21 protein-coding genes are annotated in these 23,432 nt (G+C 34.0%); 3 read left to right on the top strand and 18 right to left on the bottom strand.

Going from position 1 to position 23,432, the window contains the following annotated elements; translation table 11 throughout:
- Nucleotides 1-253: 253 nt before the first annotated feature.
- Nucleotides 254-1,306, bottom strand: a complete 1,053-nt coding sequence (rsgA, locus tag NST60_RS21175) for a ribosome small subunit-dependent GTPase A (RefSeq protein ID WP_341100084.1) — start codon at nucleotides 1,304-1,306, stop codon at nucleotides 254-256.
- 412 nt (nucleotides 1,307-1,718) lie between these two features.
- Between rsgA and NST60_RS21180 the strand changes: the two genes are divergently transcribed.
- Nucleotides 1,719-2,477 carry a DUF4397 domain-containing protein gene (locus NST60_RS21180; RefSeq protein WP_224427694.1) on the top strand — a complete coding sequence of 253 codons (759 nt, stop codon included), beginning with the start codon at nucleotides 1,719-1,721 and terminating at the stop codon, nucleotides 2,475-2,477.
- 101 nt (nucleotides 2,478-2,578) lie between these two features.
- On the opposite strand, the gene NST60_RS21185 is transcribed toward NST60_RS21180, so the two are convergent.
- From NST60_RS21185 to ilvA, 5 genes are all read right to left on the bottom strand, one after another.
- The gene (locus NST60_RS21185; RefSeq protein ID WP_212120203.1) at nucleotides 2,579-3,154 is read right to left on the bottom strand and encodes a YpmS family protein; all 576 of its coding nucleotides are present in this window, start codon (nucleotides 3,152-3,154) and stop codon (nucleotides 2,579-2,581) included.
- Between the two features lie 10 nt (nucleotides 3,155-3,164).
- Entirely contained in the window at nucleotides 3,165-3,980 is an 816-nt protein-coding gene (locus tag NST60_RS21190; RefSeq protein ID WP_224427693.1) for an SGNH/GDSL hydrolase family protein, read from the bottom strand.
- Nucleotides 3,981-4,194: 214 nt separating this feature from the next.
- The gene (locus NST60_RS21195) at nucleotides 4,195-5,787 is read right to left on the bottom strand and encodes a sensor histidine kinase (protein WP_169188731.1); all 1,593 of its coding nucleotides are present in this window, start codon (nucleotides 5,785-5,787) and stop codon (nucleotides 4,195-4,197) included.
- Nucleotides 5,788-6,139: 352 nt separating this feature from the next.
- Nucleotides 6,140-6,982: a DegV family protein gene (locus NST60_RS21200; protein ID WP_224427691.1), complete on the bottom strand. Its 843-nt coding sequence runs from the start codon at nucleotides 6,980-6,982 to the stop codon at nucleotides 6,140-6,142.
- A gap of 606 nt (nucleotides 6,983-7,588) precedes the next feature.
- Nucleotides 7,589-8,854 (bottom strand): threonine ammonia-lyase IlvA, encoded by a 1,266-nt coding sequence (ilvA, locus tag NST60_RS21205; RefSeq protein ID WP_169189687.1) that lies wholly within the window; start codon nucleotides 8,852-8,854, stop codon nucleotides 7,589-7,591.
- Nucleotides 8,855-9,053: 199 nt separating this feature from the next.
- Here ilvA and trhA point away from each other — a divergent pair, with 199 nt between their 5' ends.
- Nucleotides 9,054-9,692 (top strand): PAQR family membrane homeostasis protein TrhA, encoded by a 639-nt coding sequence (trhA, locus tag NST60_RS21210; protein WP_016203968.1) that lies wholly within the window; start codon nucleotides 9,054-9,056, stop codon nucleotides 9,690-9,692.
- 304 nt (nucleotides 9,693-9,996) lie between these two features.
- On the opposite strand, the gene NST60_RS21215 is transcribed toward trhA, so the two are convergent.
- From NST60_RS21215 to NST60_RS21250, 8 genes are all read right to left on the bottom strand, one after another.
- Nucleotides 9,997-10,485, bottom strand: coding sequence for a dihydrofolate reductase (locus NST60_RS21215; protein WP_212120208.1), 489 nt, complete (start codon nucleotides 10,483-10,485; stop codon nucleotides 9,997-9,999).
- Complete coding sequence (locus NST60_RS21220; protein ID WP_169188734.1) at nucleotides 10,482-11,276, bottom strand: thymidylate synthase; 795 nt, start codon at nucleotides 11,274-11,276, stop codon at nucleotides 10,482-10,484. The genes NST60_RS21215 and NST60_RS21220 overlap by 4 nt, the downstream gene beginning before the upstream one ends.
- 116 nt (nucleotides 11,277-11,392) lie before the next feature.
- Nucleotides 11,393-12,100, bottom strand: a complete 708-nt coding sequence (locus NST60_RS21225; RefSeq protein ID WP_254415336.1) for an anthrax toxin lethal factor-related metalloendopeptidase — start codon at nucleotides 12,098-12,100, stop codon at nucleotides 11,393-11,395.
- 268 nt (nucleotides 12,101-12,368) lie between these two features.
- Nucleotides 12,369-12,947: a TerD family protein gene (locus NST60_RS21230; RefSeq protein ID WP_169188736.1), complete on the bottom strand. Its 579-nt coding sequence runs from the start codon at nucleotides 12,945-12,947 to the stop codon at nucleotides 12,369-12,371.
- A gap of 57 nt (nucleotides 12,948-13,004) precedes the next feature.
- Entirely contained in the window at nucleotides 13,005-13,616 is a 612-nt protein-coding gene (locus NST60_RS21235) for a TerD family protein (RefSeq protein WP_016203135.1), read from the bottom strand.
- Nucleotides 13,617-13,849: 233 nt separating this feature from the next.
- The gene (locus NST60_RS21240) at nucleotides 13,850-14,947 is read right to left on the bottom strand and encodes a toxic anion resistance protein (RefSeq protein ID WP_101731387.1); all 1,098 of its coding nucleotides are present in this window, start codon (nucleotides 14,945-14,947) and stop codon (nucleotides 13,850-13,852) included.
- Nucleotides 14,948-14,956: 9 nt separating this feature from the next.
- Nucleotides 14,957-16,600, bottom strand: a complete 1,644-nt coding sequence (locus NST60_RS21245) for a YceG family protein (RefSeq protein WP_169188737.1) — start codon at nucleotides 16,598-16,600, stop codon at nucleotides 14,957-14,959.
- Nucleotides 16,601-16,850: 250 nt separating this feature from the next.
- Entirely contained in the window at nucleotides 16,851-18,188 is a 1,338-nt protein-coding gene (locus tag NST60_RS21250; RefSeq protein ID WP_169187606.1) for an ISLre2 family transposase, read from the bottom strand.
- Nucleotides 18,189-18,514: 326 nt separating this feature from the next.
- Between NST60_RS21250 and NST60_RS21255 the strand changes: the two genes are divergently transcribed.
- Nucleotides 18,515-18,769, top strand: coding sequence for a hypothetical protein (locus NST60_RS21255; RefSeq protein WP_016203131.1), 255 nt, complete (start codon nucleotides 18,515-18,517; stop codon nucleotides 18,767-18,769).
- 107 nt (nucleotides 18,770-18,876) lie between these two features.
- On the opposite strand, the gene NST60_RS21260 is transcribed toward NST60_RS21255, so the two are convergent.
- Genes NST60_RS21260 through NST60_RS21275 form a run of 4 tightly spaced genes read right to left on the bottom strand, consistent with a single transcriptional unit; the run spans nucleotide 18,877 to nucleotide 23,286 of the window.
- Nucleotides 18,877-19,671 carry an HAD family hydrolase gene (locus NST60_RS21260; protein ID WP_101731003.1) on the bottom strand — a complete coding sequence of 265 codons (795 nt, stop codon included), beginning with the start codon at nucleotides 19,669-19,671 and terminating at the stop codon, nucleotides 18,877-18,879.
- Nucleotides 19,668-20,786, bottom strand: a complete 1,119-nt coding sequence (locus NST60_RS21265) for a cysteine protease StiP family protein (protein ID WP_016203128.1) — start codon at nucleotides 20,784-20,786, stop codon at nucleotides 19,668-19,670. The genes NST60_RS21260 and NST60_RS21265 overlap by 4 nt, the downstream gene beginning before the upstream one ends.
- A 3-nt stretch (nucleotides 20,787-20,789) precedes the next feature.
- Nucleotides 20,790-22,148: a phosphoribosyltransferase family protein gene (locus NST60_RS21270; RefSeq protein ID WP_205835619.1), complete on the bottom strand. Its 1,359-nt coding sequence runs from the start codon at nucleotides 22,146-22,148 to the stop codon at nucleotides 20,790-20,792.
- Nucleotides 22,090-23,286 (bottom strand): HpcH/HpaI aldolase/citrate lyase family protein, encoded by a 1,197-nt coding sequence (locus NST60_RS21275; protein ID WP_169189688.1) that lies wholly within the window; start codon nucleotides 23,284-23,286, stop codon nucleotides 22,090-22,092. Before NST60_RS21275 ends, NST60_RS21270 begins: the two co-directional genes overlap by 59 nt.
- Between the last annotated feature and the right edge of the window lie 146 nt (nucleotides 23,287-23,432).

Genomic DNA, 23,432 nt, shown 5'->3' on the forward strand with positions numbered 1-23,432 from the left:
TAGAAATATGCAAAAAATAAAGCCTTTATTGATTAAATAATTAATTATCCCTTGCTTTTTATAAAGTGAAACTTCCATCAGTGGGGGTTTTCCTTCCTCTCCCACTGATGGTTAGTTGAACCATTCAGACCTTTACGGACAGTTGATCTCCCACCTATCTTCCTCGTATTCTCCTAAGCTTGAGGCGGAAGTCTTACTGGCCGTTAAGAGTGGGATAAAACAAGGATTCATCCATTTTCATAGATGACACAGATCATCTCTTCCTAAATTGCTTTGTCGTGCTTTTCCATTTCTTCTTCTCATCAGACTTTGCCTTTTTATCTTGACGTCTTTCTAAAAAAGCTAATTCCCTTAATAATTTTTTATAGCTTTGCAGTCTTTCTTCTTCCAATTCTCCCTCTTCAATAGCAAGTTTCACAGCACACCCCATTTCTTTTTCATGCTGACAATCTCTAAATTTACAACTTGCTGCAAGCTCTTCTATTTCTGAAAAACTGTTAGAAATCCCGTCTTCACTATTCCATAATTGAAGCTCTCTCATCCCTGGAGTATCGATTAAAATCGCATTATTTGGTAATAACACCATTTCCCGGTTAGTCGTAGTATGCCTACCTTTTGCATCTGTATCTCTAATTTCTTGTACTTCCTGTTTTTCATAACCACACAAATAATTCGTTAATGTCGACTTCCCCACACCAGATGATCCTAATAAAGCAACTGTCTTTCCAGGATGAAGATATGTTTTCAACTGATCCAATCCGATATTATTTACAACACTTATCGTTATTACAGGTATCCCCAAAGCGACTGATTCAACTACCCTTAATTTTTCGCTTAAATCTGCTGTTAGGTCGGCTTTCGTTAACACAATAACCGGACTCGCACCACTTTCCCATGTTGAGGTTACATATCTCTCTAATCTTCTTATATTTAAATCTTCATTTAAAGAATTGACCAAAAAAATCATATCTATATTTGCTGCTACTATTTGTTCTTCTGTATTGTTCCCTGCTACTTTTCTCGAAAATTTGCTTTTTCGCGGCAAAATATTAGTAATCGTTCCTTTTGCTTCGGCACTTCTTGGGGTAAGAATAACCCAATCTCCTACAGCAGGGTATCCCTCTCTTGATTGTGCACCGTAAGCTAATTTTCCGGAAACCTCACATAACAGTTCTCCGTAAACAGTCCACACACGATACATTCTTTTATGTTCTAAAGAAATTCTACCAATTATTTGATTTACCTTTGCTATCTTTTCATATGCTTCTTTTACATTATCATTAAAACCGATATGCGTTAATTCCATGTATTGACCTCCAAATATTTGCAAAATAAAAAACCATGATGCATACAGCCCATGGTTTTCTTACAAACAATTAAAAGTTTTAACAAGAGAACGCATATTAACCACATAAAATGCGGCCAAGAATAAAATACGTACTATTGTGATAACCGTTTGGGCTGTATGCTATATAAAATACTCGACTTAAAAAATGTATTTTTGCTCATAAAACATCAGCCCCTTTCATTTAATAACTTTATTATATAAATTTTCCAACAAATTGTAAAGTAAATTTCCCTCTCTGACATTAGGCACTTTCCCTAATCTTTTGGCATATTCTATTTTCAGAAGGCTCTTTCTAAAAAGTCAACTTACAAGATTTACTTTTAAATCGCTTAGAAAACAGCATTAAAGATAACGAATAGGAGGAATTTCTATGCCACAAAATCACTATCACTCGATACATGAAGCTGGTATGTATAATGTATTAAGTGATTATTATAAATATACGAATCCAGAATTACATGTTTATTATTATCATAAACACCTTCTAAGCTTAAAACATGCTTTTAGCCATGAGGAGAAATCTGCTATTGTAGCTGATGTTGATCGGCAGAAAGAATATGGGAAAATAAGAATATTACATGGTTCGCAAAACTTGGCAATTGTTGATATCTATATTAACGGTATGCGTATGTTTAAAGAGGTGTCCTTTAAAACAATGAGCAATGATTTAACATTGCCGGCAGGAAAATACCAAATTGATATTTATGAAACTGGAAAAATGATTGATGCCTTATGCAGTCAGAAAATTAGTGTGGAGAGCAACATATATCATACTTTCGCTTTTTCTGGCTCTGAGAAGAAAATAAAGATCCATTCTTTTCCCGAATATCCAGTTGTCCCACCTAACGAAACAAAATTACGATTTATTCAACTGGCAGAAAACTTGCCAACAATTGATATCGCTGTTCAAAAAGGCGATACCATCTTTCCTTCCATCCTTTATAAAGGAGCTAGCTCTTATTTAGGTTTGTATCCAATGACCGTTAACTTAGAGGCAAGAAATGCAGAAACAAAAGAAGTAATAATCGCATTTCCACCAATACGGTTAGAAGCTGATAAAACATACAGTGCAATTATTGTGGAAGGACACGAAGACAAACGATGTGAATTACTGTTATTTTCCTGTTAAAAAAAAGGCTATTCCATCACGTTTCTGCAAAAACAATCTAGCTTGCTTAATCGTTTTGTTTTCACATGAGACTTTAAATGGAATAGCCCTTAGTATTATGCTTATTCAGTTGGCAGTAACAAGTTAAATTGAATAATATTTTGTTCTAAATCAAATGTTTTCGCTTCTATAAGCATTCCATTTTTCAGGTCCATTTTTGTTAAATGAACATATATTTCTTCATCCTCTGGGTTTATATCAACCCATTCTGGGAAGTTATATTGATTGGCGATAAAATTCATAACATAAGAAACTGGCAGTGGCAGCTGGCCAATACTGATTTCTTTTTGCTTTAATAATAAATCTCCGTTTTCTAATGCAATGGGTTCAAAGGACAACTTCATTTGAATATCTGTATTAAATATTGGCAAGGTACCGTATAACTCTACTTGATCCGCTATATTAATTTCATAATGAATGGGTCCATTAAGTCCTTCCTTTTCTAGATAATGATTAATTAACTTAGTTAAGTCCTCACGATTTGTCGTAACAGCAAAAGGTACTTCTTCCCGTTCTTTTTTCTTGATGATTGGTGACTTCTCGACAGGTTTAAATATCATAATAGCTAAAAAGATAATACAAACTACGAGAACACCTACTAATGTTAAAAATGCTACTTTCCACTTATTGTTAAACAACCTTTTCTCCTCAATTCTCTGTTTGCAAATTCTCTAGTATTTCAGCTAACGGTGCTGTTAACATCTTATTATATATAGCCTCTGCAATAAGCTGATACCCTTGGTCATTAGGATGAAAATAATCTTCATACAGCAAATCTGAAGTTGGATTCTCAAAAATATTTTCAATGCTAACAAAATAAGTATGCTCATATTGTGCTAATACTTTTTCGCTCGTACGATTCCAATCTGCAACAATTTGATTCATTTCTTTTATATCAGAAAACATCTTTATAAATGGGTTATAAACCCCTACTAATATAATAACAGCATTAGGATTGTTTTCTCGTATAATTGACAATACCTCATTTAGGTTTCTTTCATAGTCACTTAATTGTTCATTAAAAGAATCAACTTGTAAATTGGTGAAGTTTTTTCGTACCACTTTCATAATGTCATTTCCACCAATAGTAAGAATGACACCATCTGCTTTTTTAAGCGATTCACTAACTTCCTCTGTTTTAATTCTTTTTAATAACTGATCTGACCTGTTGCCCCTTACACCATAATTAATAAAATCCGCCTTATTTACCCCTTTTGTTTCTTCTAGCAAATTCTGCAGATAAGGAACATACCCACCTTTTCCTGTGCTGTCGCCAACACCTTGTGTAAGAGAGTCTCCAACAGATACTATTGATAATTCCTGTGGTAAAAAACTTACTGGAATATCCTTTTTTTCTGTTACTACGATATCTTTTTCTGTATTATATAGTGTCTGATTAGAGCAGGAAACAAGCATTAAAAGAGAAATTAATAAAACAAGAAAGGTAAATGGTTTTTTCATCATTTCACCTACCTTCATTTTTATAGTATAGCATATTGGAGAGGGTTCGAAATTATTTTATGTACTTATTTTTTTACCAATAATCTCCCGCTATGCATCCAATTTCACTTTCAAAAGAGTAAAATAATTCTCTTGTTTTTGCTCATTCAATTTATCAAAAATTAGTCTTATCCCTTAACGGATAGTAAAAACCCACTGATGGACGTTTTCTTTGTTACTAGTTTTGTGAGAGCGGAATGAAAATTTTAAAAGACGTTCCTCTTCCCTTTTCACTTTGTACTTCGATACGTCCATTCATCTGTTCAACCATTTGGTAACAAACCATTAGCCCCATTCCAGTCCCTTTTTCTTTCAATGAATAAAAAGCAGTACCTAATCGGTTTATCTCTTCTTCTGTCATGCCAATACCAGTATCGGCTATTTCAAATACGCCATATTCTTTTGTTGAAGAGAGGCTAATTGTAACCGTTCCACCATTTTTCATTGCTTCAATTGCATTTTTTAAAATATTGATTAACACTTGCTTCAATTCGTTATTATTTGCTTCTATGTATACTTGCTGTATATTCTTTATAAAATGAATCCCTTTGCCCATCATTGCATAAGAGTGCATTAAATCAATCACTTTATTCGCTAAATCTGCACCATCGATCTTTTGAGATTGATCTACATCAGGTTTCGCAAGCGATAAATAATCATTGATAATCGTTTCTGCACGATTCATTTCCTCAATCATTAGTTTAATATATGTTCTTTCCTCTTCACTCATATGTTCTTTTGCATAAAATATTTGCAAAAAACCTTTAACTACAGTCATTGGATTTCTTATTTCATGTGCAACGGAAGCAGCTAGTTGACCAACAGCGTTCATCTTTTCCGCTTTCTGCAGTTCCCGATTCGTTTTCAAAAATTCTACAATATTATCCATTTGAGTAAGAGCTTCTTCCATCGTAGTTAATTGAAAATCCTTTGAAATCGTCCCAAGTTCTTTCGCTGTATTAGTTAATCGATAAAAAAGGGAAGCAAGATTATCGACAACTTCATTATAGTTTTTCATTAAGCCCTGTAATTCAGGATTATCAATTACTTCCATTTTAACATCAAAATTCCCTACACTTATTTCATTTAAACCTATCATCATCTTGTTAATAGGACGGAGTATTTTATTTAACCATCTTCTGATAAAAAGGAAAATGAAGAGATAACTAACAAGTATAAATAAGATTGTTTGGACAGCTAATTTTTTTAGAAAAATGAAGAGTTCACTAACTTTTCTCTCCACTCCTATAACTCCTACTAATTGTCCCTTTTCGTCATTAATAGGAGTGAATGAACTCATATAATAATCTTCCTTACGTTTGTATATGCTACTATGCTGCATTTCATGCAATATTTGTGTTTTATTGTAAATAGGCATAATATTCTCAGCTAATGTATCTACATAATTGATTTCCTTTATTTGATCGTGTGAAGAAATAACGGCAATACTTGGTTGATTTTCATTTTCTGCAGTCATTGAAAAATAAAGGCTTTCCTCCATATCTGCTATGTTTTCCCTAAATTCAGACGAATATAAAACCTGTAACAGTTGTTCAGAATCAAGATTCTTCCATTCCTTCATTTTCAAAGAAACATTTTCACTTAGTAATGTTAAGATTTCTTCTCCATCTTCTTCAACATGTATTTTTAGCTCTTTAAAATGATGAAAGAAAATTATGGTTATAAAAACCATTAGAAAGAAGAAGGGCAGAAAAAAAGATAATAATTGATATTTATTCACAAACGGAATATTGCAAATTTTTTTTATCATACTGGCCACCTATTTCTTGTATTCCTTCGTGTTTAATAGACATACTGTAAAAAATTAACATGTTTACATATCCTTCATTTATTTAAATAGTTTTAAAAATAGTTTTGTAATTTAATTATATTTTGATTCGACATTTTCACTTAAATTCCCTTTAATTACTCCATTTTTTTTAAGAGAAATCCCATTTTGTATAATTTGCAATAATCCTCATAGAATTGCACACCATCAGCTCAAGTAAAGGGTATGTATTTCCTCAACTATAAATAAACCCATCTTTATAAAATAAAGATGGGCTCTCTGTTATATTTACAAGTATGCTATTATTTCAACTTTATAATGAAGAACGATACTACTATTCGATATAGTAACTAAAACCAATGGCCCCTTGTCCTGTATGAGTCGAAATAACTGGTGTCGTATAGTCGATATCCACTTTATTGAAACCAGTAGCCTTTTCGATTGCTTCTTTTAACTTTAGGGCAACTTCAAGACTACCAGCATGTGTAATCCCGACACTTTTAATTTTTTTGCCAATACTATCTTCTACAAAAGCACTAGCTAAAAACTTTACTGCCTGAGAACGACTTCTTACTTTTGCAATAGGCGTATATACACCATCTTCAAGTGTTGCAATTGGTTTAATATTTAATAAAGAACCTAAAAAAGCTTTCCCTTTTCCGATTCTACCGCCCTTCATTAAATTCTCCAATGTATCTACAACGACATATAATTTTGTATGTTTTTTTACATGATTTAATCTTTGCAAAATTTCAGCAACGTTATGCCCTGCTTGAACCATTTCTGCAGCTTCTAATACTTGAAAAGATAAAGCTTTAGATATAAACTCAGAGTCTACTACAAATACCCTTGCTTTTGTTAATTGACTGGCACTTTTCGCTGATTCTACCGTACCACTCATTCCGCCTGTCATATGAATGGAAATAATATCATATCCCTCGTCAGCAAGTTCATCATATTTTTCAACAAAAGTGCCAACAGATGGCTGTGAAGTCTTTGGTAATTCTTCTGCTTTTACCATTTTATCGATAAATTCAGCTGGTGTTATATCCACTCTATCCAAATAAGATTTATGATCAATATAAATAGATAAAGATATTACTTCAATTTCATATTTATTTAACATTTCCTGTGATAGATCAACTGTTGAATCTGTAACAATTTTGATTTTTTTCATTTTACACTTCCCTATTTGTCATTCGTTTTTCATTTAAGCGCTTTCTTTACTAAAGTTTTATTATTAATTTATTTATATGCTCTGCTATTATTTTTTGAACATATATAATTCACTATACCACAAATTATACTTTTCGTAACCTGTGAATTAAATCACATTACACTTCCGCTTTATGGGAAAAACTTAATTTAAAGGAAATATTATAAAGTAAACTCCCCAATAATACAATCAGCCTTTCTAAGCTGTCTAACTGCAGACAAACCATAACTCTTAGAAGTAGAATTGTTAGATCCCAATAAACCGCAGTCTGTTTTAGTCAAAAGGGTATCATCTTAGTGGAGCAGAGAAGAAGAGTTTAACCTTTTTTCTCTCATCGTATTTTTCTCCAAAATAAGCCTCACATGTCTAATTACTTTTAACATGCAAGGCAAATTAGGTCAGACTGTAGACAAATCCCTGAATTTTAGAAACAGAGGTTTTCATATAGTATATTTATTAGTCTCTTTGAATAGGGATGTTGCTTTCCACTCCAAGCAACACATGAAAATTCCATTTAAGTTTCTAAAAATCTTTTTGTCGACAAACTGAAATTAGGTTACTTATATGTTAGACGAGTAGATGAAACAAATTGGAATCTCGATTGATTTCGGTATAAGGAAAACCTTTTTTATCCATCCGTTCTATTAATTCTTTATAGTCATCCCTTTTTTTTAACTCCAAACCAACTACGGCTGGACCATTTTCTTTATTATTCTTTTTTACATACTCAAATCGGACAATATCATCATCTGGTCCTAATACATCATCTAAAAATTCTCTTAGTGCCCCCGCCCGTTGGGGAAAATTAACGATGAAGTGATATAATAATCCTTCATATAGTAACGAACGCTCTTTAATATCCTGCATCCGATCAATATCGTTATTTCCTCCACTAATAATAACCACAATGTTTTTTCCTTTTATCTTCTCCTTATATAAATCTAAGGCAGCAACTGGTAGTGCTCCTGCTGGTTCAGCAACAATAGCATGCTCATTGTATAAAGATAAAATAGACGTACAAACTTTTCCTTCAGGTACTAAAAGAATGTCATCCACGTAATCTCGACAGATTTCAAAATTCTTTTGTCCGACACTTTTGACTGCTGCTCCATCTACAAATTTATCAATTTTATTTAACGTTACTACTTTATCTCTTATTAAAGCTTCCTTCATCGAAGGTGCTCCTGCTGGTTCAACACCAATCATTTTTGTAGATGGGGAAACGCTTTTTATATATGTACTTAAACCAGCCATTAAACCGCCGCCACCAATGCTTGCAAAAACATAATCAATTGGCACATCAATATCATTCATTATTTCAATTGCCATTGTTCCTTGTCCTGCGATGACATTTTCATCATTAAATGGATGGATAAATGCTCTGTCTTCTGCTTCAGCACAAGCAACCGCTTCTACGTAGGAATCATCAAATGTATCACCAGTTAAAATGATTTCCACATTTTCTTTACCAAACATTTTAACTTGCGTAACCTTTTGTTTTGGTGTGGTTGCAGGCATGAAAATTTTCCCATGAACATTTAAATAACGACATGAATACGCCACACCTTGTGCGTGATTTCCTGCACTAGCACAAACTACCCCATTTTTCATTTTTTCTTTTTCTAGCATTTTCATTGAATAAAATGCTCCCCTTAATTTAAAGGAACGCACATGCTGTAAATCTTCCCTTTTTAAATAAACATTGCAATCATATTTTTCAGATAAACGATAATTTTTTTGTAAGGGAGTATGGGCTACTATGTCTTTAATGCCTTGGTATGCAATAATAATATCCTCCAACTGCACCCATTTTTTCATTACATCTTGTTCCATTTCCACACCCTCATTTCTAACCATTTTAATTTGTACATTATACCATGATTTTTTCTGTTACTCCTAATAAAATTTTAAATTTTCTTTTTTTTTAAACTTTTTTGATTGCGTAGAATTTATTGTTAATGCCATGTTCTGCAAATGTTTGTTTTTATGGCTGAAATACTTTACAATGAAGGGATAAGGAGTGACTATATACATGAATTTTTCAATAAAAGATTTCTCATTAAAGGAAGAGATTGCTAACAGTATTACCCATGGGATTGGATTACTTTTAAGTATACCAGCATTAGTCATGCTTATTATTAATGCTGCTGAATCTGCAAATCCATGGAGAATTGTAAGTTTTTCAATTTTTGGAGCCACGATGATTATTCTTTATTTATGTTCCACATTACTGCATAGCATCACCCATGAAAAAGTAAAGGATCTTTTTGAAATATTAGATCATTCCTCCATCTATCTTTTAATCGCTGGCACCTATACTCCCTTTGTTTTAGTTGCTATACGTGGCGGCTTAGGATGGACGTTATTTGGTATTGTCTGGGGATTAGCTATTATTGGAATAGTCTTTAAATGTTACTATGTAAAAAAATATATTGTTACATCAACAATTCTGTATGTCATTATGGGCTGGCTCATTGTAACGGCAATTGTTCCGCTTTATCATGCAATTGGTACGACTGGCTTTATGCTTCTTATCGGTGGCGGCCTCCTATACACAATAGGCAGTATCTTTTACGTTATGCAGAAGATTCCATACTTCCATGCCATTTGGCACTTATTTGTATTAGCTGGCAGTGCTTTAATGTATTTCTGTGTATATCTTTATGTTTAAAGGAAATTTACTTATAGTAAGAAAAGGCTGGGACATATGTATTTCAGCCAAAGATAAACCAAACACGGATACGAAGATTGAAAAAATATTTCGTATCCGTGTTTGGGTTTTTTATTCCTGGAAAAAAGAAGGTTGGTGGTAATCGCCCGTAGTCTGAAGACACTCGACTCCTGCGGGAAGTAGAGGAAAGGCTGAGACCCCGCGGTGCATGCAATGAGGAGGCTCAGTTTCCTCGCCGCGGAAAGCGAGTGTCTGTAGCACAATAGTATCTATCTAGTTATATACCAGCTCTTTTTCTGATTACTTACACTCTCTCATACACAAAAAAAGTATGTGGATAAATATTTTTCTCATCAACAATCCCTTTTTGCTCACTTACAACCTGCCATTCCTGCCAATCTAATGCTGGAAAAAAAGTATCTCCTTCAAATTCTGCATCAATTTCCGTTATATACAACCTGTCTGTTTTCTTAATTGTTTCAGAAAAAAGCTCGGCCCCACCAATGATAAAAATCTCATCCTCAGCATGTGCATTGCTCCACTCATAAAATTCATCGATTGAATGGAGAACCGTACAATCTTCACATTGATAGTCAGGATTTCTCGTTATGATGACATTTTCACGATTTGGTAAATTTCTACCGATAGAATCTCTTGTTTTTCTACCCATCACAATCGGATGCCCAGTCGTTACTTTTTTAAAATACTTTAAGTCAGCTGGTAAATGCCATGGTAATTGATTGTTTACGCCTATGACCTTGTTCTTATCCATTGCAACAATCAACGAAATCATACACTTACCACTCCTTTAATATGTGGATGTGCTTCGTAATTAACGATTTCAAAATCTTCATATGCAAAGGAAAAGATATCTTTTACGTCTTGCTTGATTTTTAACTGTGGTAACGGCTTAGGATCTCTCGTAAGTTGAAGCTTTACTTGCTCAATATGATTGGTATAAATATGAACATCTCCAAAGGAATGAACAAAATCCCCTACCTCTAAATCGCAAACTTGGGCAATCATATGTGTTAACAGTGCATAGGAAGCAATGTTAAAAGGTACTCCTAGAAATACATCTGCTGAACGCTGATATAGCTGACAGGATAATTTGCCATCTGCTACATAAAATTGAAATAGACAATGACATGGCGGTAACGCCATTTTCTCAATATCTCCAACATTCCAAGCACTTACAATTAATCTTCTTGAATCAGGGTTGGTTTTAATCGTATGGATTAATTCAGATATCTGATCAATCGTATTCCCCTCTCTCGTTGTCCAAGAACGCCATTGATGTCCATACACTGGACCTAAATTTCCTTTTTCATCCGCCCATTCGTTCCAAATTCGGACATTATGATCTTGTAAGTATTTCACATTTGTGTCACCATTTAGAAACCAAAGTAATTCATAAATAATCGAACGTAAATGGAGTTTTTTTGTAGTAATTAATGGAAAACCTTCCGAAAGATCAAATCGCATTTGATAACCGAACGTACTAATCGTTCCAGTTCCTGTACGATCTTCCTTTCTTACACCATTTGATAAAATATGCTCACATAGATCTAAATATTGTCTCATTTTATAACACCCTTTTTATTTAGTTGCGATTTCATTTACTTAGCCTAGTTGTATGTCTTTAATAGACTAACTTATTTATTGCCAGATTATTAATTCGTTTTATTTTATCATAAAAGTTATTTAATAGAAGCGATATAATGATATGTTTTTGGCGCAAACTCTAATAATTTTTCCTTTTCTTTTCCCCCTATATAAAACATGGCAAAGGTTTCTGCGAAATATTCCTCCGCATATTGAATAAAGTATGGTTTGTTTGGAAATAATCGAGATTTTTCTTCATTCCACATTATTCTATATCCCTCTGATTTACTAGCATTTTTTAATATTTTATAGTCTATCGAATGGGCTAATTCATGATACTCCAAATTTACAGAACTATGGCCTTGGCCTCTTTCGCTTGCACCAATCTTAACAAGCACCACTTTTCCTCCACCAATGCCAGGTACATCATCCCATGTTTTTTGAGAAGTATATCCTCTTGGAATAATGCCAGTAAATTTTTGTGCAGTTTTATTATCAGTTAATTTGCCAGTGAATAATTTCACCTTTATTCCACGAGATTGGACTTTTTTCAAAAGCGAAGGTGGTAAATGATTTAATCTTTCAATTATCACTGCTGCTTCTTTCTGATCAAACGATTCTTCTGGCAAAATAATAATGTTTCCTAAATTTTCTTTTGCGTCTGTAGAAAGATGTGCTTTAACAATCGTTAATTCGGATAATGTTTTTAAATATATTTCATTATTCGGAAGCTGTGAGTTTCCCATAAGAATACTTGTTGCTGCTATCATAGATACTGGTGCTAATCTTTTGAGCCATCTCATCCTTCTTCCTCCCAATACACCTATTGCGTTATTCATCCTATTATCTAATAAGATTCTAAAATCAGTTAAGAACATACTAATCTATTAAAAATTATAGCATAGGAAGGTATACACACAAACTAGTTAATATTGGGTTACAGTCCACAAAAAAATCCAAAAGAATGTATACATAGAAAGAAATTTATATTCTTCTATAGTCATTCTTATTGGATAGTCTGTTGTTATGAAAATTGTATGCTTGAGTTTCTAGCAATCAAACTCGGTCATTTTATACGTCTAAACCATAATTACGGCATAAAGCAGCAAGTCCTCCAGAAAAGCCACTGCCGACTGCGTTAAATTTCCATTCTCCATTATGTTTATAGAGTTCACATACGATAACCGCAGTTTCCACAGAAAAATCTTCTCCTAAATCAAAACGTAATATTTCCACATTATTTTCTTCATTTACTACACGAACAAAAGCATTGGAAACTTGTCCAAAATTTTGTCTTCTTGTTTCTGCATCATGGATAGTTACTGCAATACCTACTTTATTTACATGGCTAGGAATTTTTGTAAAATCAATAATGATTTGCTCATCATCCCCATCCCCTTCACCAGTACGGTTATCACCAGTATGTTCTACTCCTCCGCTTGAATGGATAAGATTGTTATAGAAGATAAAATCCTCATCATTGACAACTTTGCCATTTTCATTTGCCATGAAAGCTGATGCGTCTAAGTCAAAGCCAGTTCCGCCATCATATTGGTTAATATCCCAACCTAGCCCAATGATTGCTCTCGTTAATCCGGGGTTCGTTTTAGTTAAATCAATTCGTTGACCTTTCGAAAGATTAATACTCAATTTCTATTCCTCCCTAGTTGATTAATAGATTATTTGTAACAATCATTATTCTGATCTCTATGAAAACGATTTGACTAGTTCACCTAAACTACCTGCATTTGTGCCTGTACCGATTGCTGCAAATTTCCAATCTTGTCCGTTTCTGTATAATTCGCCAACTATTAAACTAGTTTTACCTGCATAATCGTCTGTTAAATTATAGTGAATAAGTGCTTGATTTGTTAATGGATTAACGATACGGATAAAGGCATTTTGAATCATCCCAAAATGTTGTTTTCTTTTTACTGCATCATAAATATTAACAACAAAAACTAGTTTATGAATATGTACAGGTACTTTACTTAATTCAACCTGGATTTGTTCATCATCACCATCACCGTCTCCAGTTAAATTATCACCACTATGCTGGACACTCCCGTCACGGCTTTTTAAATTTCCAAAGTAGATAACATCACTATTTGCTTGAACTTTTCCTTGCTCATTAACCATAATCACAGAAGCATCACAATCAATACTTGCTGCCTGTCCGCCACCAAAAAGTGCGCCTAGCAAGCCTCCACCTTTGCTTTGTTGAACGGGATCCCAACCAAGACCAATTAAAGTTTTACTTAAACCTGGATTCCCTTTAGTTAAATCGACTCTTTGTCCTTTTTGTAAATTAATCGCCATTTTTCTCCACTCCCATGTATAATAATTTATCTTTTTCAAAAAAGGTTTCTGCTCAATCCTGAAATATATAAAGCCCTCATTTATTTAAGAGGTGTTTTTCTCCTATTTGTAGAAGCTTTTTGAGTCACTCGCTTCCCGTAGGAGTCACAAGTGACCCTGCAAAAAACAACTCAGTTTGTGATTCTTTACAATACGTTAAAAATAACAAACCTTTAATTAAAATTGAAAATGAATTACCCTTGCAGCTTCATTTGCTTAAAGTTATTTTGTAATTCTTCTAATTTCTTTGTGCCTTCTTCTCTCAGGCGTTTATTTTCTTCTTCAATAGATTTTGTTTCTTGCATACCCTTTATGATAATATTCCAGGATTCTTCAATTGTCTCTATTTTAATGCTCGGACTGCCTGCCAGTCTTGCAATATCAACACTTTGCTGTGAAATATTTTGCGCGTTTTTAACAAGCATCTCATTCGTTCTTCTGTCCAACTCACTCATGCTATCTGCGACTAATTTTTGTCTTTTTGCTGCAACAGCTTGAATAAGACCATTTTTAAAAATAGGAATAGTGGTTACAAAAGCTGAATTAATCTTGCCAATTAATTTCGTATTTCCTCTTTGTAATAAGCGAATCTGTGGAGCGGTTTGCAAAGCGACCATTTTTGCCATTTCCAAATCATAAACACGCTGGTCCAATAGCTCGATTGCATTTCTGAGTGAATCGAGTTGCATACCAGCTAGCTGATCACCAGCAATAGCTTTTGCCTCTACTTGAGGAAGTACTTGCATTTTTAATTCTTCTGATTTCATATTCCCTGCAACAGCATATTTTTCTAAAGTAAGATAATATTGATAATTTTGCTCATACATTTCATCGAGCATCGTTGTAGAATCAACCATTTCATTTTGATATTTCGAAATTTCTACATATACTTTATCAATCTCTTGGCCCATAGACTGGTATTTTCCAAAAAGCTTTTCCATGATTTTTTCACTTTTTTTAAACAGTTTACCCAAGAAGCCTTTTGATGTGTCTTCAAAATCTTTTTTATCAAATTTATCCATAATTCTGCCAAGTTGTTTTAATAATTCACCAGAGTCTTCCACTTTTGTTGTTCTCATATTATTAAGGATTTTATCGGAGAATTTAGAAATTTGTGTCGCAGGTTCTTTACCAAATTCAAGTATTTGAATTTGATCCTTTTCATCTATAGACTGAGCCAATTTTTGTACCTCTGGCTCATTTCTAAGCGCTAATTTGATTTCTGATACTTTTTCTGCTGTTAATAACTCAGTAACTTGGTTGGTTTCATTATTTATATTCGATGGTTGCATATTCATCTTTTATTCTCCTTTTCTATTCTTTAAAAACCCGCTAAATATGCCTCTTTTTAGAAAGGATGGCTCTTTATATTCCATATCAAACACAACATCTTCTAACCAATGCACATCAAAAAGCGTGTCTTTCGTAAAGGTCTCCATATCTACATGGCCTGGTGGGTTATAGAGGATCACATCCACACCTAATGCATTCATTAGAAGTAACATTGCTGCATCTTCTCTCGTAAATACACCATTTTTCTCTGTTTTAAATAATACGATACTTGGTACCTCTTGAGAGTAATCAAATTTTTGCAGCATTTTTAAAAATTCATCAGGAATGAGTAAACATTGTGAAAATAGAAAAATTGCCACATCCTCATCTGATTCATTAGACTGTTTCTTAAGTGCTGGTCTTGCGCAAACTCTTGAAATGGCAGTAGCAATTCCCTTTTGCAAGCCAGCTGGCAGCTGTTTATAACTCCAATAATGCGCTGTCATCATCTTTTCTGTCTCAAGGATACCATCTCTTCCTAAAGCCCCACGATAATGGTATCGGTAATCACTAACAATCGCTCTTGTAAACGGAAAATTATTTATTAATAATGTTTCTTCTTTATTGACTATTCCATGTATTCGATCCCAGTATTCTTTTCTATTTTTACTAACACCAAATATTTTAGCAAAAACGGAAGGGATATGCACTTCTCCATTCATTACATTAAAGTTTGGCCGAATCATAGCGAGTTCTTTCTCCAAGAGAAATATTTCATCATACGTCGTTTTTAATGTGATGGATATCGGGATATAGTCTCTAAATTGCCATGGCTTATAAAGATTGGATCCTTCGTGGTGAAGAATACTCTCAATTTCCCTCGATGCCCGATAAGCTACGGTTGCTGTTCTTTTTCGCTCCTCTGCGGGAAAGCTTTCTGGCTCTTTATTTTGCGGATATTGATGCTGAAAAAACAGTTCCTTATTCAGCTTCAATTTTCCCAGAATATCCTCCCCTCTTGGATGGACAATAACAATGTCACACCCAAATGTAAGGAGATAATAAATAAAATAGGACTGACTTTTATTCGCATCTCCATACCAAAGAAACTTAGGCATATTTTCACTGACCTTACTGTCTTCCAGGGCAGGTTGCAAATGATTAATCGACCATTTTACAACATCAACTACTAATCTTCTTAAATCATTATTCTTCAATCCATTTTCTTCAATTTCAGCAAAATGCTGAATGACTTTAATAAAGCTTTCTCGCAATTTCCGATGAATAGCAGGAACGGAAGATTTCAGTAATACATTCTCCCCGTCAAGAAAAGCAACAAATCGATTAATGGACAAATTTTGCTCATGCATCCGATTAAATACTTTTTGAATCGATTGAAAATGCTGATTATCAATTGTCCTATCCAGTGTTTCATCGGTTAGCAAGTGTAAACCAGTATTGTCTTTATGTATCCAATTATACAGCTGATTATAATATTCATCCTCGTCTAATGATATTCCTAATAATTTTATTACTGCCTGACCAAAAGTATAAATACGGTTATTCGTATCATATAACGGTCGTTCGTTAATTGGTTTTAACAAGATATCAAACCAATTTTCCTTAGACAAAGGAAGTAATACGTTATTGATTGTATAGTAGTCTTTGTTCATTATCTCCACTTCCTAATTTTAAACCAAAGATAAATATCTACCTTTATCATAGCATAGCTATACGTTAACACTAAATATTCTACTCTATATTTCTTTACGATTTTTTCATAAAAAAGTTTCGATTGAGTCAAGTTTTTGTGGGAGTTTTTTTTGGATAGAAAAACTCCCCTCTTATTTAGTTATATTTCCCACCTAAATGAAAGCGTTATCTAAACAATTTAGTTTTGTTTTTGTTCATTTCCTTCATTTTTTAAAAACCTCGTAAGGCTTGTAAAGCATGGTATATCGGCTTTCCTTTTTGCCGATTTAAATATGATAAATTATTTCTTGTTAGCTCTCCGACTGAACTCTTTAACTTTTCCACATAATATTTTGGCTGAGAAACAGAAGCGGTTTGATCGTTAGGGTTAATTCGTCCTAAAATCGTCTTGATTTCTAATTCATCCTTCATACCAACCATAAAGTCAATAAATGCTTGTATTCCTTTATCGCACCAGCTGCGGCCGTTTTTAAGCCGTTTAGCGAATACACTCATCGTTCCTTCCGCACTTCCCATTGGACGATAGTGGCTTGTGTCTATGTCTTTTTCCTTCAACCATTCGCGATAATCTCCAAGGGCCTGAGGATATTTTGACAGCTGTTGTATGAACTCTTCTAACCGTTCTTCTTTCTTTTCGTTTTCAAGAGTACCAACTGCACTATTAAGTTCCACTAGGAATCCTTTCGCATCATATTGAGCCAGTTTCTTACGAATGACTCTATATCTCTTATGGCCTTTGAAAAGCGTTTTAACCTCACGAGCTACATGGAATCGGTCGATGACAAAGAATGCATTCTTATAGTGATCCTGACAAGCCGTAATCCACTGGGCTCCATCCCCATTAATTACGAGGTGATGTTCACTCGGATTGTAGTTGTAATTATCTATTAAGAACTGCTCAAATCCTTCCCAGAACGCTTCTTTACCTTTGTGGACATAGTGACGTTTTGCGATTAAGGATGTTCGTTTCCCGTTGACTATCCAGCCCTCATGTACGGAAGCAATCTTTTCTTCCCGCCCACGTCGTTTTCCACGTTGCCTTTTCACATATAGTCCGTCTACTTCTACAAAGAGCACTTTCCTCAATTGGTCGGTCGGCTTGACGAAAGTAACTTCTGTTTGTAGAAGGTGTTGACGAATAGTCTCATGGCTGATTACTTTGTAACCTAGTAGTTTCTCAATCATGGAGGAAGCATGACGATAGGATGTACCTTGAACTGCCATTTCCATTGCCATCGTTTCAACTAGGGGACTGAAACCTTTTGACCCCTCAAACTCTAAATAGTGATCAAGGAGATAAACGTATCCACCCTTTTCCCTGTCCCTATAGTAATTCCGATTGATGATAATAGAACCGAATGAAGTATCCATCTCTACGGCTCGCTTATCCTGAAGGTAAAATCTCTTTTTATCTCTATTTTCTGCAATCTGTTGATCCATTTCTTCGAGTTGCTTCGTGAGAACTTCACCAAATGTCTTTTGAAGCATAACAAATAAATCTTTTTCCAGTTCTTTTAATGTGGGTAATTGTATGGTATCTTTTTTCATAGGACTCCTCTTCCTTGTATTTGTGGTTTTCGCAGACTTTACTATACAAGAAGAGAGTCCTTTTTTCATTTGATTTTATTTTCCATCTACCGCACTTCCGTTTGGTGACCTGTTTCTCAATGGATGGATCTACGCCCCATCCATTGAGAAACAGGGTACAACATCTCCCACAAACATTTTACTCATACAAAAGTTTCACCTTTTTATAAAAGGACTAAAGGCTATTCAACAATATTTTTTACTTTCCCTCTACATTCCATTGATTTAAGCACCAAAGCTTTTGAGTGTGCATATAATACAGTACAATAGGCGAGTAGGTGCTAACTATGAGATCATTCTTTCGAAAATACACGTATCATGAAATTGAAGCAGATTTAAATTATGTACAAAATGTTCTTTCCTCTAATATGTATGTATTTGTTGATTTAATCTTTATTTCTCTTATTATTAGTTTTTTTATGGCTATATTTTTCGAATCCATTTTATTTGGGATTATTATATTTATTTGCAGTTATTTATTCTTTGTTGCGATATATTGTTTATTGCTCAAATGGATAAAAGATCCCCCAGATGAATTTTGATGATTATTTTATCATCAATGTAAACCTTCATTACTATTTTACACTCCCTTATTAATTAGAAATCATGTACTAAAGGCGATCGTTTTGCGGTCGCCTTCAACCTTTGCTTAAAAAACAAACTGTTTATGAACATTTCTCACAATTTCTTCTCCGGCAAATGCACCTTTTTGATTTGTTAATACATGTGTCGCATTTCTTGATTCTTCCAATGTCAGCTCTCCATGACATGGAATATAAGCTGTTTGACAAACATTTAGGAAGGGAGAATCTAATAATGAATCACCCGCTCCGATTGTTTGCTCTGCTCCTTCTCTTTCTTTTATATACGAAATGGCCTTGCCTTTACAAATAGGACTAGGCATAAAATAAAGTTTTCGTCCTTGTAAAGAGATATTCCAGCCATGATCACTTGCTAATTTGGTTATTTCTTTCTTATTATCCTGGTCTATTTTTGCATTTAATACATAATAAAAGAAAAGATTATCGGCAATCTTTAATTCACCATCAAGAGCATACTGCTGAAGTTTCTCTAATATTTCCTCTTTTTCGCAACAATCTGCTTTTAAACGCTGTTGAATCGTTTCATCCCAATCCTTCAAAACTACTCCCTGATAATGAATCCTTGCCCCATTACTCGTTACACAATAGGTAACAGGAATTTCTTTTTCCATTATAAAAATCCGCTTATATTGCTGATAGGTTCTTGTTGTTACAGGAACGAAGAGATGCTTAGCAGCAATTTCTTTCAACAAATGATAGCTTTCTTTCGTCATAAAAGAAACGTGCTCACCATTTTTCTCTTCTACCCCAATCATCTGTGGATTCCACGGAGTTTCCATTTCATTTAAAGCACGTTTCGAGTAAATTAATGTTCGATCTAAATCTGATGCAAATAATTTCATCCTTCTTGCACAACCTTTTTAATCAATCCACAACAAGTATAGCTCATATTAGGATAGGGGATAACTTCTACGCCTCTTTCTTTTGCAAGCATAACAATATGTTTTACATATGGACTGTCTGGATCCTTCATTAAAATTTTCCATGGTACTCTTCTTAATAAGACTCTTGTTGTTTCTCCTACACCTGGTTTTACATAATGCGTGCTATCAATGTGGAACTCTTCCTTAATGGCAAGAACTTCTTGCATCCCTCTAAAATCCACGGTTTGATCAAGATGGTTTGCGCTAATCTTCTCCGCTATATAAGCTGGATTTACCTTTTGAAAAGCCTCTGTAATCTTGTCTAAGTATACTTTCGATACATCATAAGGCTCTAATTCCTGATAATATTTCGCTCCATGAAAATCAGCTTGTCCTATATAGGCATCATTTAAGACAGTACGACTTACAAGACCTGATACGGTTGAATTCAGACAAGCACTTGGAATCAAAAAATCTTCTCGTGTTCCATAAAGTGTTGTACAATAACCTGGATCAGCCAAAACGGCTAAAGTATCATCTAAACGGACTTGATATTTTTGATAAAATATCTCACATGCTTTCGTTAATTCAATCGAAATAGCCCCTTTTCCTGTCCAGCCATCGATAAACTGTAGGGCATACCCTTTATGCGCTTCTAGCATATAATGAATAGCATTTTCATCTATGCCTCTATCTCTTATAATGGATATACTATAGTGTGGTAATGATACATTGTACTTCCATTTCAAATAGCGTTTGATTAAAATCCCAATAGGTGTCCCTGCTCTTGCCAAAGAAACTAATACCGTTTGTTCTCTATGTTTTTGATAAATTTGCTCTGCCACGATGGCAATACTACGGGCTACTTTGTCTTTATAATCATGAAGAGTTTCCCAAAACAACTGCAAATAATGTTCTGGTGGATTATATTCAATTGGTAAAGTCTCACTATAATGCGCTCCGCCTTGGATCTTTTTTTCTCGGTCTTCGGTAGATCCTTCTAAAGAAATTCCACTTAAATCTTTTAAAAGAAAGATAACATCTTCTTTATCATAGGAGCCAAACTTTACTTTTTGTTGTGCGTTTATTTTCATTCTTTACCTCCCACTAAAATATACGATATTTATTTTTTTCATTTGAATAACTTTCAATTTAGCTAGTAACTCATTTAATCTTTCACCGCTCACTTTTCTCTCAAAAAATAAGAAGATATCATCGTATTGATTAGCTTTAATATTGTATAAATAATTTATTACATCGTCATCTTCTGGATTCGTAAAACGAAATCCCGTCATAGCTCCGTAGTGCTCTTCATCATTTGGGTAAATCGGACTTCTTGTAGTTGATTGATAATATGTATTCTCCCCCATAAAACTTGCTAGCTTCATAGGTATATACATAAATTCTCCTGTTCCTACACAAAGTGTCGTTCCCAAGCGCTTCTTTTTTAGATCATTGGCAGCTTGTCTAATCCAGTCATCTGTTCTTTCATCTGTATGGATACCAAATCTCCCTGTATCCTTTAAGTAGCCAAATTCATTTCGAATTCCTGCTAGGCTAGTAGATGTTGTAGAAACTATTCGCTCTTTCGCAAAATCTTCTAAACTTATATATTCGATTAGAGGTTCCTCTACCATCATTCCTAGTATCTCTTCTTGCAAAACTAAATCCGTATGTTCTCCAACTAGCTCAAAATTTCCTTTAAGTAGAGAAACTACTTGAATTGTTATGTCCAATTCCTGTTCGAGAGCCTTCATTTCCAACTGCCAATCATTAGAGCGCCAATCTAAGATGGAGACAACGCTGTATTTGTCTCTGGGATATTTCTTATGTAAATCCCGGATGATATTGATTGCGGTTTTGCCCGTTGTTAATTCATCATCGACCAGAATGATTTCTCGTTGATTATCAAGGATTTCATCTTTAACATAACAACGATGGGAAGTAGCATGTGAATGCTCTTCTTCAAAAGAAATGATTGGAACTAGCTCATTTATGTTTTCTCTTGTTGTATGAAAAAAAACAGCGTTTTGAAAAGCTTTGTAAAAGGAATGTCCTAATGCCGTTGCTGTTTCTGCAAATCCGATAATTATAGGATTAGATACTTCCTTACCGATAAATGGCTCATCAATAAAATGCAAAGAGGAATTCCGATAAATAGTCATCAACTCAGCTCTTTTTGATGAGACATTTCCAGTAATAATTTCCTCATATCTCGCTGCAAGCAAAAACCCCGTCAATAGACCTTTATTCGGTTCAATCGGTAAATGCTTACCTAATAATTTGCTGACAAATAAAAATGCCCGCTTCTTATTAATTCTTGCCGCCATTTTAAAAAAATCCTCTATAGGAAGATCAAATGGGTTTTCTTCTACTGTAATGTTCATCTGTAAATCATTAATGATTGGTAATGAAATTTTCTTGTTTAAGTAAGTCAATGTATGTAGTTCCTTCATGAAACACCCCGTAAACCTTTGATTTTAATATAATTTTCTGAGCCCAATAGAAATGCGGTTTAATTTCATTCATCTTATTTGAAAAACTACTCTTCATCACACCTATATCACCATTGCTACTATCAATAATATTGCAAGCATCTAAATACTCTTCATAAGAAACAACATTTAAGGCCTGTACTGGCTTTATATGTGTTGGATGAATAATGGTCTTCCCTGTTAATCCATTTGTAATATCCATCATCACTTCTCTAATTAATCCATCCATATGCTTATCTATAAGTTGAGTTCGCATATTCATGCCAGCTTTTCCATACCGCTTGCGAAAAGGTGTCTCTCTTAATTGTGGAATCAGAACTCTTTCTTTAGTCGTAAAATATTCCCACACAGGCCCAGAAACAACATAAGCACTATCTGCGCGTGTAAATAGGTTAACAATATCAGAAATACAATCTCGAATAATAGCAATATCATAAACCGTTGTTTCAGCGTTTCTGCGAATCCCATATAATCCGCAAAAATCAGTGGCACCAATGCGTACATTTAAGATGAGATGCTTATAATGATCGAGGACTTTTTTTATAGAGAGCAGCTCTTCCATCCTCGTTTCCTTTTCAATTATTTTCTTGGTTTCTAAAATCGGCATGGCATATAAACAATGTCCTAGTTTATTATAATTTTCTACTTCCTTTAAGATGATCTTTCCTGCTACTGCTTCAAATTTTGGAATAACAATTCCAGTTAGTAAAGCTATTTTGTCACCAAGCGCATGCATAATCTTCAAGAACTGAGCAACAGAACGAATTCGAATAAAAATCAGTGGTAGTTCATTTTTCACTAAGACTCCCTCTTCTAGCGCTTGGTAAATATGCGTTAACTCTTCTACTAATTTTCTTTCTGCCACCTCCACTTCATGATCGCCTATAGAATCCTCCAAGCAAATAACCATAGACGTTAAAGCAGGATGCTTTTTTATTAACAAATCATGATAAATATTTGGTCTTGTGGCAGGCATATATAGGGTTGAAGCAAGCGCATAGGACAATACTTCCTTCTCCGAAGTACTAAACACCTCTTCTGGCAATTTAAAGAAAAGACGTTCGATTTGTTTTTTATTTAAGTCAGAGAATAATTTCATTTCCTTTGCTCCATTCACTTATAATAACATCCATTTTATAAACTATTCTGAAAATTAAAACAGTATATACGTATAGGGAATTATTACTATTTTACAATAAGATTCATTTTTTGAAAATAATTACTTTTAGATAAGATAGTTAACGG

It is taken from the genome of Niallia sp. FSL W8-1348 (assembly GCF_038006745.1).
In the GTDB taxonomy this organism is placed as follows: Bacteria; Bacillota; Bacilli; order Bacillales; family Cytobacillaceae; genus Niallia; species Niallia alba.

What these genes read in the sequence shown, in the direction of transcription:
- rsgA (WP_341100084.1), bottom strand. Translation starts at nt 1,306, where the DNA reads ATGGAATTAACGCATATCGGTTTTAATGATAATGTAAAAGAAGCATAT.
- NST60_RS21180 (WP_224427694.1), top strand. Translation starts at nt 1,719, where the DNA reads ATGCCACAAAATCACTATCACTCGATACATGAAGCTGGTATGTATAAT.
- NST60_RS21190 (WP_224427693.1), bottom strand. Translation starts at nt 3,980, where the DNA reads ATGATGAAAAAACCATTTACCTTTCTTGTTTTATTAATTTCTCTTTTA.
- NST60_RS21195 (WP_169188731.1), bottom strand. Translation starts at nt 5,787, where the DNA reads ATGATAAAAAAAATTTGCAATATTCCGTTTGTGAATAAATATCAATTA.
- NST60_RS21200 (WP_224427691.1), bottom strand. Translation starts at nt 6,982, where the DNA reads ATGAAAAAAATCAAAATTGTTACAGATTCAACAGTTGATCTATCACAG.
- ilvA (WP_169189687.1), bottom strand. Translation starts at nt 8,854, where the DNA reads ATGGAACAAGATGTAATGAAAAAATGGGTGCAGTTGGAGGATATTATT.
- trhA (WP_016203968.1), top strand. Translation starts at nt 9,054, where the DNA reads ATGAATTTTTCAATAAAAGATTTCTCATTAAAGGAAGAGATTGCTAAC.
- NST60_RS21215 (WP_212120208.1), bottom strand. Translation starts at nt 10,485, where the DNA reads ATGATTTCGTTGATTGTTGCAATGGATAAGAACAAGGTCATAGGCGTA.
- NST60_RS21220 (WP_169188734.1), bottom strand. Translation starts at nt 11,276, where the DNA reads ATGAGACAATATTTAGATCTATGTGAGCATATTTTATCAAATGGTGTA.
- NST60_RS21225 (WP_254415336.1), bottom strand. Translation starts at nt 12,100, where the DNA reads ATGAGATGGCTCAAAAGATTAGCACCAGTATCTATGATAGCAGCAACA.
- NST60_RS21235 (WP_016203135.1), bottom strand. Translation starts at nt 13,616, where the DNA reads ATGGCGATTAATTTACAAAAAGGACAAAGAGTCGATTTAACTAAAGGG.
- NST60_RS21240 (WP_101731387.1), bottom strand. Translation starts at nt 14,947, where the DNA reads ATGCAACCATCGAATATAAATAATGAAACCAACCAAGTTACTGAGTTA.
- NST60_RS21245 (WP_169188737.1), bottom strand. Translation starts at nt 16,600, where the DNA reads ATGAACAAAGACTACTATACAATCAATAACGTATTACTTCCTTTGTCT.
- NST60_RS21250 (WP_169187606.1), bottom strand. Translation starts at nt 18,188, where the DNA reads ATGAAAAAAGATACCATACAATTACCCACATTAAAAGAACTGGAAAAA.
- NST60_RS21255 (WP_016203131.1), top strand. Translation starts at nt 18,515, where the DNA reads ATGAGATCATTCTTTCGAAAATACACGTATCATGAAATTGAAGCAGAT.
- NST60_RS21260 (WP_101731003.1), bottom strand. Translation starts at nt 19,671, where the DNA reads ATGAAATTATTTGCATCAGATTTAGATCGAACATTAATTTACTCGAAA.
- NST60_RS21265 (WP_016203128.1), bottom strand. Translation starts at nt 20,786, where the DNA reads ATGAAAATAAACGCACAACAAAAAGTAAAGTTTGGCTCCTATGATAAA.
- NST60_RS21270 (WP_205835619.1), bottom strand. Translation starts at nt 22,148, where the DNA reads ATGAAGGAACTACATACATTGACTTACTTAAACAAGAAAATTTCATTA.
- NST60_RS21275 (WP_169189688.1), bottom strand. Translation starts at nt 23,286, where the DNA reads ATGAAATTATTCTCTGACTTAAATAAAAAACAAATCGAACGTCTTTTC.